This window comes from Microbacterium sp. UBA3486 (assembly GCF_002377845.1).
GTDB classification, from domain to species: Bacteria; Actinomycetota; Actinomycetes; order Actinomycetales; family Microbacteriaceae; genus Microbacterium; species Microbacterium maritypicum_A.
The window spans coordinates 1-15,060 of record NZ_DFQP01000097.1 but is presented as its reverse complement, the minus strand read 5'-3'; the positions used below and the strand labels follow the sequence as shown (position 1 = coordinate 15,060).

The following is a 15,060-nucleotide window of genomic DNA, read 5'->3' as shown; positions in this document are numbered from 1 at the left end:
TCGGCAAGGGCCAGCGTGGCCTGATCGTCGCGCCGCCCAAGGCCGGAAAGACCATCGTCCTGCAGCAGATCGCGAACGCGATCGCGCAGAACAACCCTGAGGTCCACCTCATGGTCGTGCTCGTCGATGAGCGCCCCGAAGAGGTCACCGACATGGAGCGCTCGGTCAAGGGCGAGGTCATCGCCTCGACGTTCGACCGTCCGGCCGAAGACCACACGACCGTCGCCGAACTCGCGATCGAACGCGCGAAGCGCCTGGTCGAACTCGGCCGCGACGTCGTGGTGCTGCTCGACTCGATCACCCGCCTCGGCCGGGCCTACAACCTGGCGGCCCCGGCATCGGGTCGTGTGCTCAGCGGTGGTGTCGACGCGTCGGCGCTGTACCCGCCCAAGCGCTTCTTCGGCGCTGCGCGCAACATCGAGAACGGCGGATCCCTCACGATCCTCGCCACGGCGCTGGTCGAGACCGGCTCCAAGATGGACGAGGTCATCTTCGAGGAGTTCAAGGGCACCGGCAACAGCGAGCTGCGTCTGTCCCGCCAGCTGGCCGACAAGCGCATCTTCCCGGCGGTCGACGTGAACGCGTCGAGCACTCGTCGCGAGGAGATGCTGCTCTCGGCCGACGAGGTCAAGATCACCTGGAAGCTGCGTCGCGCCCTCGCCGGCCTCGACCAGCAGCAGGCCCTCGAGGTCGTGCTCGGCAAGCTCAAGGAGACCAACTCGAACGTCGAGTTCCTCGTGCAGATGCAGAAGTCGATCCCGACGCTCCCCTCGGGTGCGCACGGGCACGACAACAACATCCGCTGAGCGGCTGAGCCGTGTTCGAGTCCGTCCAGACTCTGATCGATGAGCATCGCCGGGTGCAGGAGGAGCTCTCCGACCCGGCGGTGCACGCCGACGCCGCCCGGGCCAAGCGCGTCAATCGCCGCTACGCCGAGCTGTCGCGCATCGTCGCCGCGTACGAGGCCTGGGTCGCTGCCACCGACGATCTGGAGACCGCTCGCGAGTTCGCCCGCGAGGACGAGTCCATCGCCGCGGAGATCCCGGCGATGGAGGAGGAGCTTCAGCTCTCGCAGGAGCGCCTCCGACGTCTGCTGATCCCGCGCGACCCGGACGACGCCCGTGACGTGATCATGGAGATCAAGGCGGGGGAGGGCGGCGCGGAATCCGCGCTGTTCGCCGCCGACCTGCTGCGCATGTACATCCAGTACGCGGCCTCCAAGGGCTGGAAGACGGAGCTGCTCGAGCGCAACGAATCCGACCTCGGCGGCTACAAGGACGTCCAGGTCGCGATCAAGGGCTCGTCCTCCGATCCCGCACAGGGCGTCTGGGCGCACCTGAAGTACGAGGGCGGAGTTCATCGGGTGCAGCGTGTGCCGGCGACCGAATCGCAGGGGCGCATCCACACCTCCACCACCGGTGTGCTCGTGTTCCCCGAGGTCGATGAGCCGGAGGAGATCCACATCGACCAGAACGACCTGAAGATCGACGTCTTCCGGTCGTCCGGCCCCGGCGGCCAGTCCGTGAACACGACGGACTCCGCTGTGCGCATCACGCACGTGCCGACCGGCATCGTCGTCTCGATGCAGAACGAGAAGTCCCAGCTGCAGAACCGCGAGGCCGGCATGCGTGTGCTGCGCGCCCGCCTGCTCGCGCGACAGCAGGAGGAACTCGACGCCGCGGCTTCCGACGCCCGCCGATCGCAGATCCGGGGCATGGACCGCTCGGAGCGCATCCGCACCTACAACTTCCCCGAGAACCGCATCGCGGATCATCGCACCGGGTTCAAGGCGTACAACCTCGATCAGGTGATGGACGGCGCGCTCGATCCGCTGATCGAGAGCGCCATCACCGCCGACGAGGAAGCCCGGCTCGCCGCGGTCGGCTCCGAGTCCTGAGCGAGGGGCACGCGCCCCGAGTCAGGTCCGTGCGATGTACCGATGCTCGGGACGTCCTGTCGTGCCGTAGTTGAGTCGAACCTCGACGACGGTCCTGGCGGCCAGCGCCGCCAGATGCCGTTGTGCGGTCGCGCGGGAGATCCCGACGCGTTCGCCGATCTCGGCGGCTGAGGCTTCGCCGTCGCCGAGTGCCGCGAGCACGAGCTGCTCCGTCGCCGAGCGCGAGATCGACACCGGCTCACCTGCACCGTGCAGGATCGCCGCGGCGCGATCGATGTCTTCCTGGCGCAGTGCACGGTCACCGCTGAGGAGGTTCCGATAGCGGATGTAGCGGTCGAGGAGGCTCGACAGCGCTCGTCGCTCGAACGGCTTCACGAGGTAGCCCACCGCCCCCGACCGAAGCGCCCTGCGCACGGTGGAGGCGTCGTCGGCCGCGGAGATGAGGATGGCGTCGACCCCGGACTCCCGTACGAGCGCGATGCCGTCGCCGTCCGGGAGGAAGACGTCGGCGATGAGGAGGTCAGGGCGCGATGAGCGGATGCTGTCGCGTGCCTCTGCGAGGGAGCGGACGGTCTCGGTGACGGTGCAGCCGGGGTGCTCCTCGACGATGCCCTGATGCAGCTGGGCCACTCGGAAGTCGTCGTCGAGGATGAGCACGCGCAGAGGCTCGGTCATGTGTTCTCCTTCTCATCGTGGCGGGCTCTGTCGACGGCACCGCCGATGCGTGCGGCGAACACCGCGCCGCTGTCGGGCCCGCCCGGATCGATCACCCAGAGGTCTCCACCGCTCCGACGGGCGATCTCCGTCGAGAGGGGCAACCCGATCCCGTGCCCGTGCACGTCTCCGGCGGCATCCTGCTCCCGCGACCGCGGCGTCGACGGGTCGCTGCTCCCGAGGCCGGACCCCGAATCGGAGACGGTGAACACGAGGGCGTCGCCGTCGTCCAGCACGGCGACCTCGACCCAGCGTGGTCTCCGCTCACCTGCGACGGCGGCGGTGACGGCGTTGTCGATGAGGTTGCCGAGCACGGCGGCGACGTCTTCCGCCTCGCGGACGGTCCCGAGCAGCTGGGTGTCGTCCGCGATTCGAAGGGCCACCCCGCGCTCGCCGGCCTCGACGCCCTTGGCGCCGAGGAACGAGTGCAGGAAGGGATCACCGAGGAGTTCCAATCCCTCGACGGGGAACACCACCGGACCCCGCTCCACGAGTTCGCCGAGGAACTCGCGCGCCTCTCGCACCCGATCGGCGTCGATGAGCCCGGCCGCCACATGCATGCGGTTGGCGAACTCGTGCCGCTGTACGCGCAACGCCGCCGTCATCGTCCTGACGGTCTCCAGGCGCTCGGTCAGGGCGACCAGATCCGTGCGATCACGCACGATCAGCACGTCGCCGAGCGCGTGGCCGTCGCGCACCACGGGGCGCGAGTCGAGGTAGAGCATCCGGTCGCCGACGATGGCACGGGAACGGGTGCGTGCGCCTGTCGCCGCCTCGAGGACGGCTGTCGCCAGGCCGAGTTCCTCGATGGGCCTTCCGATGGGATCGTCGAGCCCCAGCAGGCGATCGGCGGCGGCATTGCTCACGCGCACCACTCCTCGGGGGTCGACGGCGACGACGCCGTCGACCACGCCGTCCAGCACCGCCGTCTGGTTCTGGACGAGTGCCACGAGTTCTTCCGGCTGGACTCCGAAGGTCAGACGCTCCCAGCGCCGGCGGAGCAGCAGGAATGCGAGGCCGGCCAGGGCGAGCGCGCCCGCCGCCGTGACTCCGATCACCGTCAGCAGGGGAGGGAGATCATCGAACACCCCGGCACGCTCGAACCCCACGCTGACCTCGCCCACCGGCGTGCCGGCGTCGTCGCGGACGGGGACTTTCGCCCGTGCGGATTCGCCGAGTGTGCCCGTCTGCCAGTCGACCACCTCCGCGCCGGCGAGCACCTCCTCGTAGGGAGTGCTGACCTCTTCGCCTATGCGCGAGGGAGTGGGGTGCGCGAGTCGGATGCCGTTGTCATCGGTGAGCACGACGAACAGCGCTCCGGTGCGGCTCGTCACGTCGGAGGCGATGCGCTGCAGGTCGCCGTCGCGCAGCTCCGCCGCGTCGGGAGTGCCCTCCGAGAGGGAGATGCGCGTGACCTCTGCACGCACCTGCGGGTCCTCGGCGAGGGTGCGGGCGATGCCCATCGCGGTCGACTCGGCCTCTGCGCGCAACTGCTGCACGGTGAGCAGCAGATACACGCCCGTGCAGAGGGCGACGACGAGGGTCACCGTGGCGAGCTGGAGCAGCAGGGCGCGCGTGGCGAACCGCGGTCTGGTCGACATCGTCCTCGGCACCGTGCTTCTCCTACGCTCATACCGCGCAATATGCGCAGAACCCACGCTACGCGCACAACGTCAGGGAATGCGGGATACCGCACCCGGACGTCGTCGATTGCCTAGTCTCGACGGGATCCGTCGCCGATGACGGAGCCACGACGAAGGAGTCAACGCATGCCAGACGCACTCACCGGCCTGTTCGCGGCCGCCGAAGAGGCGCCGACCTACGACGTGGCGTTCGTACCGCCCGAGTGGGTGCTGGTGCTCCTCGGATTCACCATGGTGCTCGCGTTCATGACGCTCATCATGACCAAGCGCCTCACGCCCATGGTGGCCCTGATCCTCGTACCGACCGCGTTCGGACTCTTCGCGGGAGCGGGCCTCGGCCTCGGCGACATGATCCTCGACGCGATCGGCGCGATGGCCCCGACCGCGGCGCTGCTGATGTTCGCGATCATGTTCTTCGGCATCATGATCGACGTGGGGCTCTTCGATCCCCTCATCCGGCTGATCACCCGCCTGCTCGGAGACGATCCCGCCAAGGTGGTGCTCGGCACCGCGATCCTCGCCGGTGCGGTGTCCCTCGACGGCGACGGCTCGACGACCTTCATCATCACGACCTCGGCGATGCTGCCGATATACCTCCGACTGGGGATGAGCCCGGTCGTGCTGACGTGCGTCGCCGGACTCATGAACGGCACCCTGAACATCGTGCCGTGGGGAGGGCCCACGGTCCGGGCGGCGACCGCTCTGGGACTGCAGCCGACCGACATCTTCGTCCCGATGCTTCCCGCGCTGGGCGCCGGGATCGTCGTGACGCTCGGCTTCGCGTGGATCCTGGGGCTGCAGGAACGCCGTCGACTCGGACGGCTGGACTCCGAGGGGCTGCTGGTCGGTGCCGACGGAGGATCGCTCTCGACGGTGCCGAAGATCTTCCGCGGAGCCGAGCCGAAGCCGGGTGCACGTGCGTCGCTGCGCACCGGGAACCTGGTGGTCGTCGCCGGTGGACACGCCCCTGTCTCGGCCGCGAACGTCGATCCCGCCGATACGGCCATGGCCGACACGATGCTGGATCCTGCACGCCCCACCCTCCGGCCGAAGCTCATCTGGTTCAACCTGGTGCTCACCGTCGCGGTGATGGTGCTGCTGGTGCTCGACATCCTGCCGCTGCCGTACGTGTTCATGGTGGGTGCCGGGCTGGCCCTCGTCATCAACTTCCGCGGCATCAAGGAACAGGCGTCGGAGATCGTGGCGCACGCTCCGAGCATCGTGGGGGTCGTCTCCATGGTCATCGCGGCCGGGGTCCTGGTTGGCGTGCTCACCGGCACCGGGATGGTCGATGCGATGGCCACCTGGATCACGAACGTGCTGCCGCCGGCCCTCGGACCGTTCCTGGCGCCGATCACCGGCCTCCTCTCGATCCCGTTCACGTTCTTCATGTCGAACGATGCGTTCTACTTCGGCATCCTCCCGGTGCTCGCCCAGAGCGCGGCGAACTTCGGCATCGATCCTGTCGAGATGGCGAGGGCGTCCATCACGGGGCAGCCCGTGCACCTGCAGAGCCCGCTCGTGCCGGCGATCCTGCTGCTCGTGTCGCTGGCGAGCGTCAACCTCGGCGATCACCACCGCAAGGTGCTGTGGCGTGCGACGATCGTCTCGCTGGTCATGCTCGGTGTCGGCATCCTGACCGGCGCCGTCCCGTTCTTCGTGGCGCAGTGACGACCCGCCGACGGGGAGCGCGGATGCCGCGTTCCCCGTCGGGCCGGCGTGCGGAGCGCTATGCTCGGCGCGTGATCACATTCCTCTTCCGCGGCTTGCTCTACGTGGTGTCGGCCGGTGTCGGCCTGATCGCCGCCGACCTCCTGCTCGACGGCTTCGAGATCGAATGGGACAAGTGGTGGGGCTTCGTCATCTGCATCCTGATCTTCGCGATCCTGCAGAGCGTGCTCGCGCCGTGGGTCGCCAAGGTCGCCAATCGCTACGCGCCGGTGCTGATGGGAGGCATCGGGATCTTCTCGACGCTGATCTCCCTCATCGTGGTCGTCCTGCTCCCCATCGGCGGGCTCCGCATCACGGACCTCACCGGATGGCTGCTCGGTTCGGTCATCGTGTGGCTGATCACCGCGGTGGGCAGCGTGGTGCTCCCTCTCATCTTCCTGCGCAAGAAGGTCGAGTCCGTGAAGTCCGCACGCCGCTGACGGGCCCACGCGGCAGCGGGTTCAGATCGCGTAGTGGTCGGGAGCGGTGAGGAGGGCCCTGGTGTCTTCTCCGAGCGTGCGGTGGCGCGGCTTCGCCGGCACCCCGACGAGCACGCTGTCGGCCGGGGCATCGCGGGTGACGACGGCGTTGGCCCCGACCACGGATCCCGCGCCGATCGTGACGGGCCCCAGGATCTTGGCACCGGCGCCCACGGCGACGCCGTCTCCGAGCGTGGGGTGACGCTTGCCCGACGTCCGCGTGCGTCCGCCGAGCGTGACGCCGTGGTAGAGCATCACGTCATCGCCCACCACGGCGGTCTCCCCGATCACGACGCCCATTCCGTGATCGATGAAGAACCGCCGGCCGATCCTCGCACCGGGGTGGATCTCGATCCCCGTGAGCCAGCGCGAGACCTGCGAACCGGCGCGCGCGAGCAGGCGCAGCCGTCGCCGCCAGAGCGCGTGCGAGACGCGGTGCGCCCAGATGGCATGCAGGCCGGGATACAGCAGAGCGACTTCGACGGCGCTGCGCGCGGCTGGATCGCGGAGGCGCGCTGCCGCGATGTCCTCGCGCATCCGCCCGAAAATGCCCATCGACAGCCTCAGTCTTCGCGCAGGTCCTCGAACAGCGCGGTGGAGAGATAGCGCTCACCGGTGTCCGGGATCACGACGACGATCGTCTTGCCGGCGTTCTCCGGACGGGCGGCGACCTTGAGCGCCGCGGCGACGGCAGCACCCGACGACATGCCGACGAGGAGACCCTCCTTGGCCGCGAGCTCACGCGCGACGCGGATGGACTCGTCGAACTCCGCCATGAGTATCTCGTCGAGCACGTCGCGGTCGAGCACGTCGGGGACGAAGTTCGGGCCGATCCCCTGGATCTTGTGGGGGCCGGGGCGTCCCTCGGTCAGCACGGGGGAGTCCTTGGGCTCGACGGCGATCACCTGGACGCCGGGCTTGGCGGCCTTGAGCGCCTGGCCCGTTCCGGTGACGGTCCCACCGGTACCGACGCCCGCGACGAGGATGTCGACGGTGCCGTCGGTGTCGCGCAGGATCTCCTGCGCCGTGGTCTCGCGGTGGATCTGAGGGTTCGCGGCGTTCTCGAACTGCCGGATCCAGATCGCGCCGGGGGTCTCGGCGACGATGCGCTTGGTCTCCTCGATCGCACCGCTCATGCCCTTGGTGGGATCGGTGAGCACGATCTCCGCGCCGAACGCCTTGAGCAGGACCCGGCGCTCCTTCGACATGGACGCAGGCATCGTGAGGATCACCCGGTAGCCCCGCGCGGCACCCACCATCGCGAGGGCGATGCCGGTGTTGCCGCTGGTCGACTCGACGATCGTGCCGCCCGGCTGCAGCTCGCCCGATGCCTCGGCGGCGTTGATCATGGCGATGCCGATCCGATCCTTCACGCTCGACGCGGGGTTGTAGTACTCGAGCTTGGCGAGGACGGTGGCGCCCAGTCCCTCGGTCACCCTGTTCAGCCGGACGAGCGGGGTGTTGCCGAAAGCGGTCGTGATGTCGGAGTGGATACCGGGCATGGTGAGCCTTCCTGTGCGGGGGTCGCTGCCGCACCAGCCTAGGGGAGCGTCCCTATGGGCGAGGCTTTGTGACGTCAGCGCGCGCTCTACGCTGGAAGACATGTCCGACACCTCCCTCGCTGCCGTCGTCCGCACGGCTGCCCAGCGTCTCGCCGACGTCGGGGTCCCCGATCCGCTGGTCGACGCCGAGCTCCTCGCCGGTCACGTGCTCGGCCGTCGGCGCGGCGAGGTGCAGGCGGCGATCGTTCGCGGAGACGACGTCGACGACGAGACGGCAGCGGCTCTCGACGTCCTCATCACCCGTCGGGCTGCCCGCGAGCCGCTGCAGCACATCACCGGTACCGCGCCGTTCCGCCACCTCGAGCTCGCCGTCGGTCCCGGCGTCTTCGTGCCGCGTCCGGAGACCGAGACCGTCGTCCAGTACGCCATCGACGCCCTGCTGAACTCGGCGGAGCCCGCCCCGATCGGGATCGATCTCGGAACCGGGAGTGGCGCGATCGCCCTCGCGATGGCCACCGAGGTGCCGCACGCCCGCATCTTCGCGGCCGAGCTCTCCGCGGATGCCCACGCCTGGGCGCGTCGAAACGTCGCAGGGATCGACAACCTGACACTCGTCCTGTCCGACCTGGGCGAGGCGTTCCCGGAACTCGAGGGCACGGCGTCCGTGGTCATCTCGAATCCGCCGTACGTGCCCGACGCCGCGATCCCGCGCGATCCGGAGGTGCGACTCTTCGATCCGGCGATGGCGTTGTACGGGGGAGAGGACGGGCTCGACATCGTGCGCGTGCTCAGCTCGCGGGCGCTGCGATTGCTTCGTCCCGGGGGCCTGCTGGTCATCGAGCACGGCGAGCTGCAGGGCGAATCGATCAGGGAGATCCTCACCCTCGACGGCTGGCGCGCGGCGGCGACACATCGCGACCTGACACTGCGCGATCGCACCACCACCGCACTCCGACCCTGATCAGCAACCTCGGAGCGTGCTCACCGGCCGCGCCGCATAGAATCGAACCGTCATGTCAACCATCTTCGACTGCAGCGACGAGTCGCAGCTCCTCGCCGGAATGCGTCATGCGCGCCAGGCGATCGGCCGTGGCGACCTCATCGTCATCCCCACAGACACGGTGTACGGCGTCGGCGCCGATGCCTTCTCGCCGGCCGCTGTCCAGCGGCTCCTCGACGCGAAGGGGCGGGGCCGCGACCAGCCGCCGCCCGTGCTGATCGGCACGAAGGAGACACTCGCCGCCCTCGCCGAATCGGTTCCCGAACCGGTGGAGCGGCTGGTCGAGGCGTTCTGGCCCGGTGGCCTCACGATCGTGCTGCCCGCGCAGCCGTCGCTGGTCTGGGACCTCGGTGAGACGCTCGGCACCGTCGCCGTCCGCATGCCGGAGGGGCGGGTCGCACTCGAACTGCTCGCGGAGACCGGTCCACTGGCCGTCTCCAGCGCGAACCTCACGGGGGAGGCCGCCGCCATCTCCGCGTACGACGCCGAGAAGATGCTGGGTGACAGCGTCGCGGTCTACCTGGCGGACGGACTGAGCAAGAACGGCATCGCGTCGACCATCGTCGATGCGACCTCGTTGGTCCGCCGCGGTGCGGACTCCGAGACGGGAGGCGTGCGCATCCTCCGCGACGGCGCCGTGACACGGGAGCAGCTGCAGGAGGTGCTCGGAGATCTCCTCGAGCCCGAGGACGATGCCGAGCACGAGCATCACCACCAGCATGCGCCGGACCAGGACGGGGATTCGTGAAGCAGTATCTCTTCACGATCATCCTCACCGCCGCGATCACGTTCGTACTGACCTGGGCGGTGTGGAAGCTGAGCCTCCGGTTCAAGCTGTACCCCGCCATCCGCGACCGTGACGTGCACACCACGCCCAAGCCCCGTCTGGGCGGCGTCGCGATCTTCCTCGCCATCGCCGCGGCGTTCGGGTTCTCCGCGATCAATCCCTTCTTCCAGAGCATCTGGATCCCCCCGCAGACCATGTGGTCGATCCTCGGCGCCTCGCTGCTGATCGCGATCATCGGGGTCGTCGACGACCTGTGGGACATCGACTGGATGATCAAGCTGGGCGCGCAGTTCCTGGCGGCGGGCGTCATCACCGTCGGTGGCGGCCTGCAGATCCTCTCGTTGCCGTTCGGTGACCTCATCGTGGTATCGAGCTGGCTGAGCATCACCATCACGATGTTCGCGATCGTCATCGTGATGAACGCGGTGAACTTCATCGACGGGCTCGACGGGCTCGTCGCGGGCGTGTGCCTGATCTCGAACGGTGTGTTCTTCGCCTATTCCTACATCTTCACGCGCGACTCGGGCGCGTCCAGCTACTTCAACCTCTCGACCTTCATCGCGGCGGTGCTCATCGGCGCCTGCCTCGGCTTCCTGCCGTTGAACTGGAGTCCGGCGAAGATCTTCATGGGTGATTCCGGGGCGCTGGTGATCGGCCTGCTGATGGCCACATCGGCGATCGCGATCACCGGGCAGATGGACCCGTCCGCCCTCGACCCCGAGCGTCTCGGGCGTTCCCAGCTGGTCGGCGCGTTCCTGCCCATCCTGCTGCCACTGCTGGTCGTGCTGCTCCCGCTGCTCGACTTCGGGCTCGCCGTGCTCCGCCGGATGAGCGCCGGTCGCTCGCCGTTCTCGCCCGACCGGAAGCACCTGCATCACCGCATGCTCGATCTCGGTCACCGCGACCGAGACGCCGTGCTCATCTTCTATGCCTGGACGGCCGTCGTCTCGCTCGCCGTCCTCCTGATGTACGTCGGTGCCCGGGAGGACTGGCCCGGCCAGTATCTGCCGGGCGTCGGCTTCGGCATCGTGGGCATCGCCGCCTGCCTCGTCGTCACGCTGAGTCCCACCCGCCGCAGGAAGAGCGCAGCGGGCGCCGAACCCGAACCGACACCCGTGGAGTCCTGATGAGCCCGAGCCCCGTTTCCAGCACGCCGATCCTGCGCCGGACCCTGATCTGGTCGGCGATCGCCACCGCGGTACTCGCGATCGTGGCTGGCGGAGTCGGTTATCTCGTCGCCCAGGGGGAGGGGCTCGTCAGCGGCCTGCTCGGTGTCGTCCTGGCTGCCGTCTTCCTCGGGATCACCGGACTCAGCATCCTGATCGCCAACCGCTGGTTCGGGGATCCGCTGTACGTGCAGCTGTTCTTCGCGATCGTCCTGGGCGGCTGGCTGCTGAAGCTCGGCCTCTTCGTTGTCGTGATGATCCTCCTCGCCGGTCAGCCGTGGCTGCAGCCGATGGTCTTCTTCCTCTCGATCGTCGCCGGTGTGCTCATGTCGCTCGTCATCGACGTCGTCGTGCTCACCCAGATGCGGCTCCCGAACGTCAGCGACACCACGCTGCCGACCGAGGTGCCCGAGGATCGTGCCCCCGGTGCGGCCAATCACATCGACGGCGGGCCGGTCGAGGGTGGCCAGCGGTCTTAGGGGACCCTCAGATTCTGATAGTGTTGAGACGTGCCCGCCGCTCGCCCGCGAGCGCTTGCGCTGTGAAGCACACCGACCATCGTCGCCCCGGTTCTGACCGGTGCCCCGAAGCTGGAGCCCGCGCTGTTTAATATCGCTGCGACCCTGACCCCCCGACTTGCCACCGACGGCGAGTTCCACGGCCCTTCGATCGATGAGTTCTTTCCGGAGATCCTCTTCCACGTAGGACCCATCCCGGTGAACCGGATCCACCTGATCCAGTTGCTCTCGGTGATCGCCGTGGTCCTCATCCTCTGGCTCGGCACCCGACGCATGAAGGTCGTCCCCGGACGTTTCCAGAGCGTCGTCGAGATGGGCCTCGGCTTCGTCCGTGGCGGCATCGCCCACGACCTGCTCGGTCGCAAGGACGGTGACCGGTTCCTCCCGATCCTGATGACCATCTTCTTCATGACGCTGTTCATGAACATCACCGGCATCATCCCGTTCCTGAACATGCCGGGTACGGCGATCATCGCGGTGCCGCTCACGCTCGCGGTGGTCAGCTACGTCACCTTCATCTACGCCGGCATCAAGAAGAGCCCCAAGAACTTCTTCAAGAACTCGCTCTTCCCCTCCGGTGTGCCGTGGCCCGTGTACTTCATCGTCACGCCCATCGAGCTGATCTCGACCTTCATCATCCGGCCGGTGACCCTCACCCTGCGACTGCTGATGAACCTGGTCGTCGGTCACATGATCCTGGTCCTCTGCTTCGCAGCGACCCAGTTCTTCTTCTTCACCGCGGGTGGCGGCTGGGCCGCTCTCGGTATCGGAACCCTCGCCTTCGGCGGCGCCTTCACTCTCTTCGAGATTCTGGTCGCCGTCCTCCAGGCATACGTCTTCACCGTCCTCACCGCGGTCTACATCCAGCTCGCGGTCGCAGAAGAGCACTGAGCGGGCGGGCAACAGCCCTCCCACCCAACGAAAGGAAAAACCCCGTGGACGCAACTACGGTTCTCGCTGACATCAACGGCAACCTCGCGGTGATCGGCTACGGCCTCGCAGCCATCGGCCCGGCCATCGGTGTGGGCATCGTCGTGGGCAAGACCATCGAGGGCGTCGCTCGTCAGCCCGAGCTGGCCGGCCGTCTCCAGGTCCTCATGTGGATCGGTATCGCCTTCACCGAGGCGCTTGCATTCGTCGGCATCGCCGTCGGATTCATCCCCTTCCCGTAATCCGAACCGACTTCTGAAGGAGACAGGATGCTGAACGCTCTTGTCACGAACCTCGCAGCAGAGGAGGGCGCGGTTAACAACCCGCTCATCCCGGCGTGGTACGACATCATCTGGTCGGGCCTCTGGTTCCTCATCATCCTCATCGTCGTGTGGAAGGTCGCCCTTCCCAAGCTGACGAAGATGCTCGACGAGCGGTCCGCCGCCATCGAGGGCAACATCGCCAAGGCCGACGAGGCGCAGAAGCAGGCGGAGGCGGCACTCGAGGAGTACACGCGTCAGCTCGCCGAGGCGCGTACCGAGGCCGGCGAGATCCGCGAGGCCGCCCGCGAGGACGGCAAGAAGATCGTCGCCGAGGCGAAGGACGCCGCGACCGCCGAGGCCGCACGCATCACCGCCACCGCGCACACGCAGATCGAAGCAGAGCGTCAGACCGCTCTCGTCTCGCTGCGCAGCGAGGTCGGATCGCTCGCTCTCGACCTCGCCGGTGGCGTGGTCGGCGAGACGCTCTCCGACGACGCACGTGCGACGGCTGTCGTCGATCGCTTCCTCGCCGAGCTCGAGGCATCCGAGAAGGCGGCTCAGTAATGGGCAGCGCGACCACTCAGGCACTCGCGGCATCCATCAAGACGCTTGCCGCAGCGAAGGACGTCACTCTCGACACCGCGCGGGAGCTGTTCGCTGCCGCGCATGCCGTGAGCGAGTCGTCCCAGCTGAGCGGCGCGCTTGCTGATCCTTCCGCTCCCGCCGCGGCACGACAGAACGTCGTCGCCGCGGTGTTCGGCGGGTTCTCCGCAGGCGCCCAGGGCGTCTTGAAGACCGCCGTCGCCGAGCGCTGGTCCCACGCGGGCGAGCTCGTCGACGGTATCGAGGAGCTCGCGATCCGCGCCGCAGCGATCGCCGAGCCGGGCACGGACATCGAGGGGGAGCTCTTCGGGTTCTCCCGGGTGATCGCGGCGAACCCCGAGCTCGAACTCGCTCTGGGCAGCCGCGTCGGCGGAGAAGACGCCAAGAGTGCACTCGTCGAGCGCCTCCTGGCCGAAGGCTCCACCAGCGCCGCGACGACGCTGATCATCACGTCGCTCGTGCGCGAGCCGCGCGGGCGACGGGTCCGACGGCTGCTGAACCGGGCGATGAGCGTCGTCTCGAGCCAGCGTGGTCGAGTGGTCGCCACGGTGCACACCGCGGCCCCTCTCAGCGACGCGCAGCGCGCCCGTCTCAGCGACTCGCTCTCGCGTCGCTACGACGGCCAGGTATCGCTCAACGTCGTCATCGACCCTGCCGTCGTCGGAGGCCTGCGCGTGCAGATCGCCGATGACGTCATCGACGGCAGCATCTCCGCACGACTCGCCGACCTTCGCCAGAAGCTCGCGGGCTAACACGACTTCGCGCGGGGAACCGCGCACCCAGATACAAAGGGAAGACAATGGCAGAACTATCGATCAGCCCCGACGTCATCCGTGACGCGCTGAAGGACTTCGCCGCAGCATACGAGCCCTCCGGGGCCGGGGCGACCGAGGTCGGCACCGTCATCGACGCCGCAGACGGCATCGCGCACGTCGAGGGACTGCCCGGCGTCATGGCGAACGAGCTCGTCATCTTCGCCGACGGCACCAAGGGTCTCGCACAGAGCCTGAACGAGCACGAGATCGGTGTCGTCGTCCTCGGCGAGTTCACCGGCGTCGAGGCCGGTCAGGAAGTCACCCGCACCGGCGAGGTCCTCTCGGTCCCGGTCGGCGACGGCTACCTCGGCCGCGTGGTCGACCCGCTCGGCAACCCGATCGACGGACTCGGTGCCATCGAGACCGAGAGTGTCCGCGCCCTCGAGCTCCAGGCTCCCGGCGTCATGCAGCGCAAGTCGGTGCACGAGCCGATGCAGACCGGCATCAAGGCCATCGACGCGATGATCCCCGTGGGCCGTGGCCAGCGTCAGCTGATCATCGGCGACCGCCAGACCGGCAAGACCGCCATCATCCTGGACGCCTTCCTCAACCAGAAGGCCATCCACGACAACGGCCCCGAGAACGACAAGCTGTACTGCGTCTACGTCGCTGTCGGCCAGAAGCGTTCGACCGTTGCCCAGTTCGTGAAGGTTCTCGAAGAGCGTGGCGCTCTCCAGTACTCGATCATCATCGCTGCCACCGCATCCGACCCGGCTCCGATGCAGTATCTCGCACCGTTCGCCGGCTGCGCGATGGGCGAATACTTCCGCGACAACGGCCAGCACGCCCTGATCGCTTACGACGACCTGTCCAAGCAGGCTGTCGCTTACCGCCAGATGTCGCTTCTGCTGCGACGTCCTCCGGGCCGCGAAGCTTACCCGGGTGACGTCTTCTACCTGCACTCGCGTCTGCTCGAGCGTTGCGCGAAGCTGTCCGACGAGCTCGGCGCCGGTTCCATGACGGGTCTCCCGATCATCGAGACCAAGGCGAACGACGTCTCGGCCTACATCCCGACCAACGTGATCTCGATCAC

Annotated in this window: 17 protein-coding genes; 13 read left to right on the top strand and 4 right to left on the bottom strand. The window is 68.1% G+C overall.

Annotated elements, in window-relative coordinates; all coding sequences use genetic code 11:
• Together rho and prfA are read left to right on the top strand one after the other, a co-directional pair.
• The coding region (gene rho / locus B2869_RS14940) for a transcription termination factor Rho (RefSeq protein ID WP_292768214.1) at nt 1-806 on the top strand (806 nt) is incomplete at its 5' end.
• Between the two features lie 11 nt (nt 807-817).
• Entirely contained in the window at nt 818-1,897 is a 1,080-nt protein-coding gene (prfA, locus tag B2869_RS14935) for a peptide chain release factor 1 (RefSeq protein WP_021199361.1), read from the top strand.
• 21 nt (nt 1,898-1,918) lie between these two features.
• Here prfA and B2869_RS14930 read toward each other — a convergent pair whose 3' ends face one another.
• On the bottom strand, nt 1,919-2,572 hold the full coding sequence (locus tag B2869_RS14930; RefSeq protein ID WP_029266460.1) for a response regulator: 654 nt from the start codon (nt 2,570-2,572) through the stop codon (nt 1,919-1,921).
• Nucleotides 2,569-4,212 (bottom strand): sensor histidine kinase, encoded by a 1,644-nt coding sequence (locus B2869_RS14925; RefSeq protein WP_292768205.1) that lies wholly within the window; start codon nt 4,210-4,212, stop codon nt 2,569-2,571. Before B2869_RS14925 ends, B2869_RS14930 begins: the two co-directional genes overlap by 4 nt.
• Nucleotides 4,213-4,380: 168 nt before the next feature.
• On the opposite strand from B2869_RS14925, the gene B2869_RS14920 reads away from it, so the two are divergent.
• Nucleotides 4,381-5,925: a CitMHS family transporter gene (locus B2869_RS14920; RefSeq protein ID WP_292768202.1), complete on the top strand. Its 1,545-nt coding sequence runs from the start codon at nt 4,381-4,383 to the stop codon at nt 5,923-5,925.
• A 71-nt stretch (nt 5,926-5,996) separates the two neighbouring features.
• The gene (locus B2869_RS14915; RefSeq protein WP_292768199.1) at nt 5,997-6,404 is read left to right on the top strand and encodes a phage holin family protein; all 408 of its coding nucleotides are present in this window, start codon (nt 5,997-5,999) and stop codon (nt 6,402-6,404) included.
• 21 nt (nt 6,405-6,425) lie between these two features.
• On the opposite strand, the gene epsC is transcribed toward B2869_RS14915, so the two are convergent.
• Complete coding sequence (gene epsC / locus B2869_RS14910; RefSeq protein ID WP_029258405.1) at nt 6,426-6,998, bottom strand: serine O-acetyltransferase EpsC; 573 nt, start codon at nt 6,996-6,998, stop codon at nt 6,426-6,428.
• Between the two features lie 8 nt (nt 6,999-7,006).
• The gene (gene cysK, locus B2869_RS14905; RefSeq protein ID WP_292768195.1) at nt 7,007-7,945 is read right to left on the bottom strand and encodes a cysteine synthase A; all 939 of its coding nucleotides are present in this window, start codon (nt 7,943-7,945) and stop codon (nt 7,007-7,009) included.
• 100 nt (nt 7,946-8,045) lie between these two features.
• Between cysK and prmC the strand changes: the two genes are divergently transcribed.
• From prmC to atpA, 9 genes are all read left to right on the top strand, one after another.
• Complete coding sequence (gene prmC, locus B2869_RS14900) at nt 8,046-8,906, top strand: peptide chain release factor N(5)-glutamine methyltransferase (protein WP_292768192.1); 861 nt, start codon at nt 8,046-8,048, stop codon at nt 8,904-8,906.
• 52 nt (nt 8,907-8,958) lie between these two features.
• Nucleotides 8,959-9,693, top strand: a complete 735-nt coding sequence (locus B2869_RS14895; RefSeq protein ID WP_021199369.1) for an L-threonylcarbamoyladenylate synthase — start codon at nt 8,959-8,961, stop codon at nt 9,691-9,693.
• Nucleotides 9,690-10,859: an MraY family glycosyltransferase gene (locus B2869_RS14890; RefSeq protein WP_021199370.1), complete on the top strand. Its 1,170-nt coding sequence runs from the start codon at nt 9,690-9,692 to the stop codon at nt 10,857-10,859. Before B2869_RS14895 ends, B2869_RS14890 begins: the two co-directional genes overlap by 4 nt.
• Nucleotides 10,859-11,377 carry a hypothetical protein gene (locus B2869_RS14885; RefSeq protein WP_021199371.1) on the top strand — a complete coding sequence of 173 codons (519 nt, stop codon included), beginning with the start codon at nt 10,859-10,861 and terminating at the stop codon, nt 11,375-11,377. Before B2869_RS14890 ends, B2869_RS14885 begins: the two co-directional genes overlap by 1 nt.
• Before the next feature lie 132 nt (nt 11,378-11,509).
• Complete coding sequence (atpB, locus tag B2869_RS14880; protein ID WP_036271459.1) at nt 11,510-12,307, top strand: F0F1 ATP synthase subunit A; 798 nt, start codon at nt 11,510-11,512, stop codon at nt 12,305-12,307.
• Between the two features lie 44 nt (nt 12,308-12,351).
• Complete coding sequence (gene atpE, locus B2869_RS14875) at nt 12,352-12,588, top strand: ATP synthase F0 subunit C (RefSeq protein ID WP_021199373.1); 237 nt, start codon at nt 12,352-12,354, stop codon at nt 12,586-12,588.
• Between the two features lie 27 nt (nt 12,589-12,615).
• Complete coding sequence (locus B2869_RS14870; RefSeq protein WP_021199374.1) at nt 12,616-13,173, top strand: F0F1 ATP synthase subunit B; 558 nt, start codon at nt 12,616-12,618, stop codon at nt 13,171-13,173.
• Nucleotides 13,173-13,964, top strand: a complete 792-nt coding sequence (locus tag B2869_RS14865) for a F0F1 ATP synthase subunit delta (protein ID WP_021199375.1) — start codon at nt 13,173-13,175, stop codon at nt 13,962-13,964. The genes B2869_RS14870 and B2869_RS14865 overlap by 1 nt, the downstream gene beginning before the upstream one ends.
• A 47-nt stretch (nt 13,965-14,011) precedes the next feature.
• A partial coding sequence (gene atpA, locus B2869_RS14860) for a F0F1 ATP synthase subunit alpha (RefSeq protein ID WP_292768181.1) occupies nt 14,012-15,060 on the top strand: 1,049 nt, incomplete at its 3' end.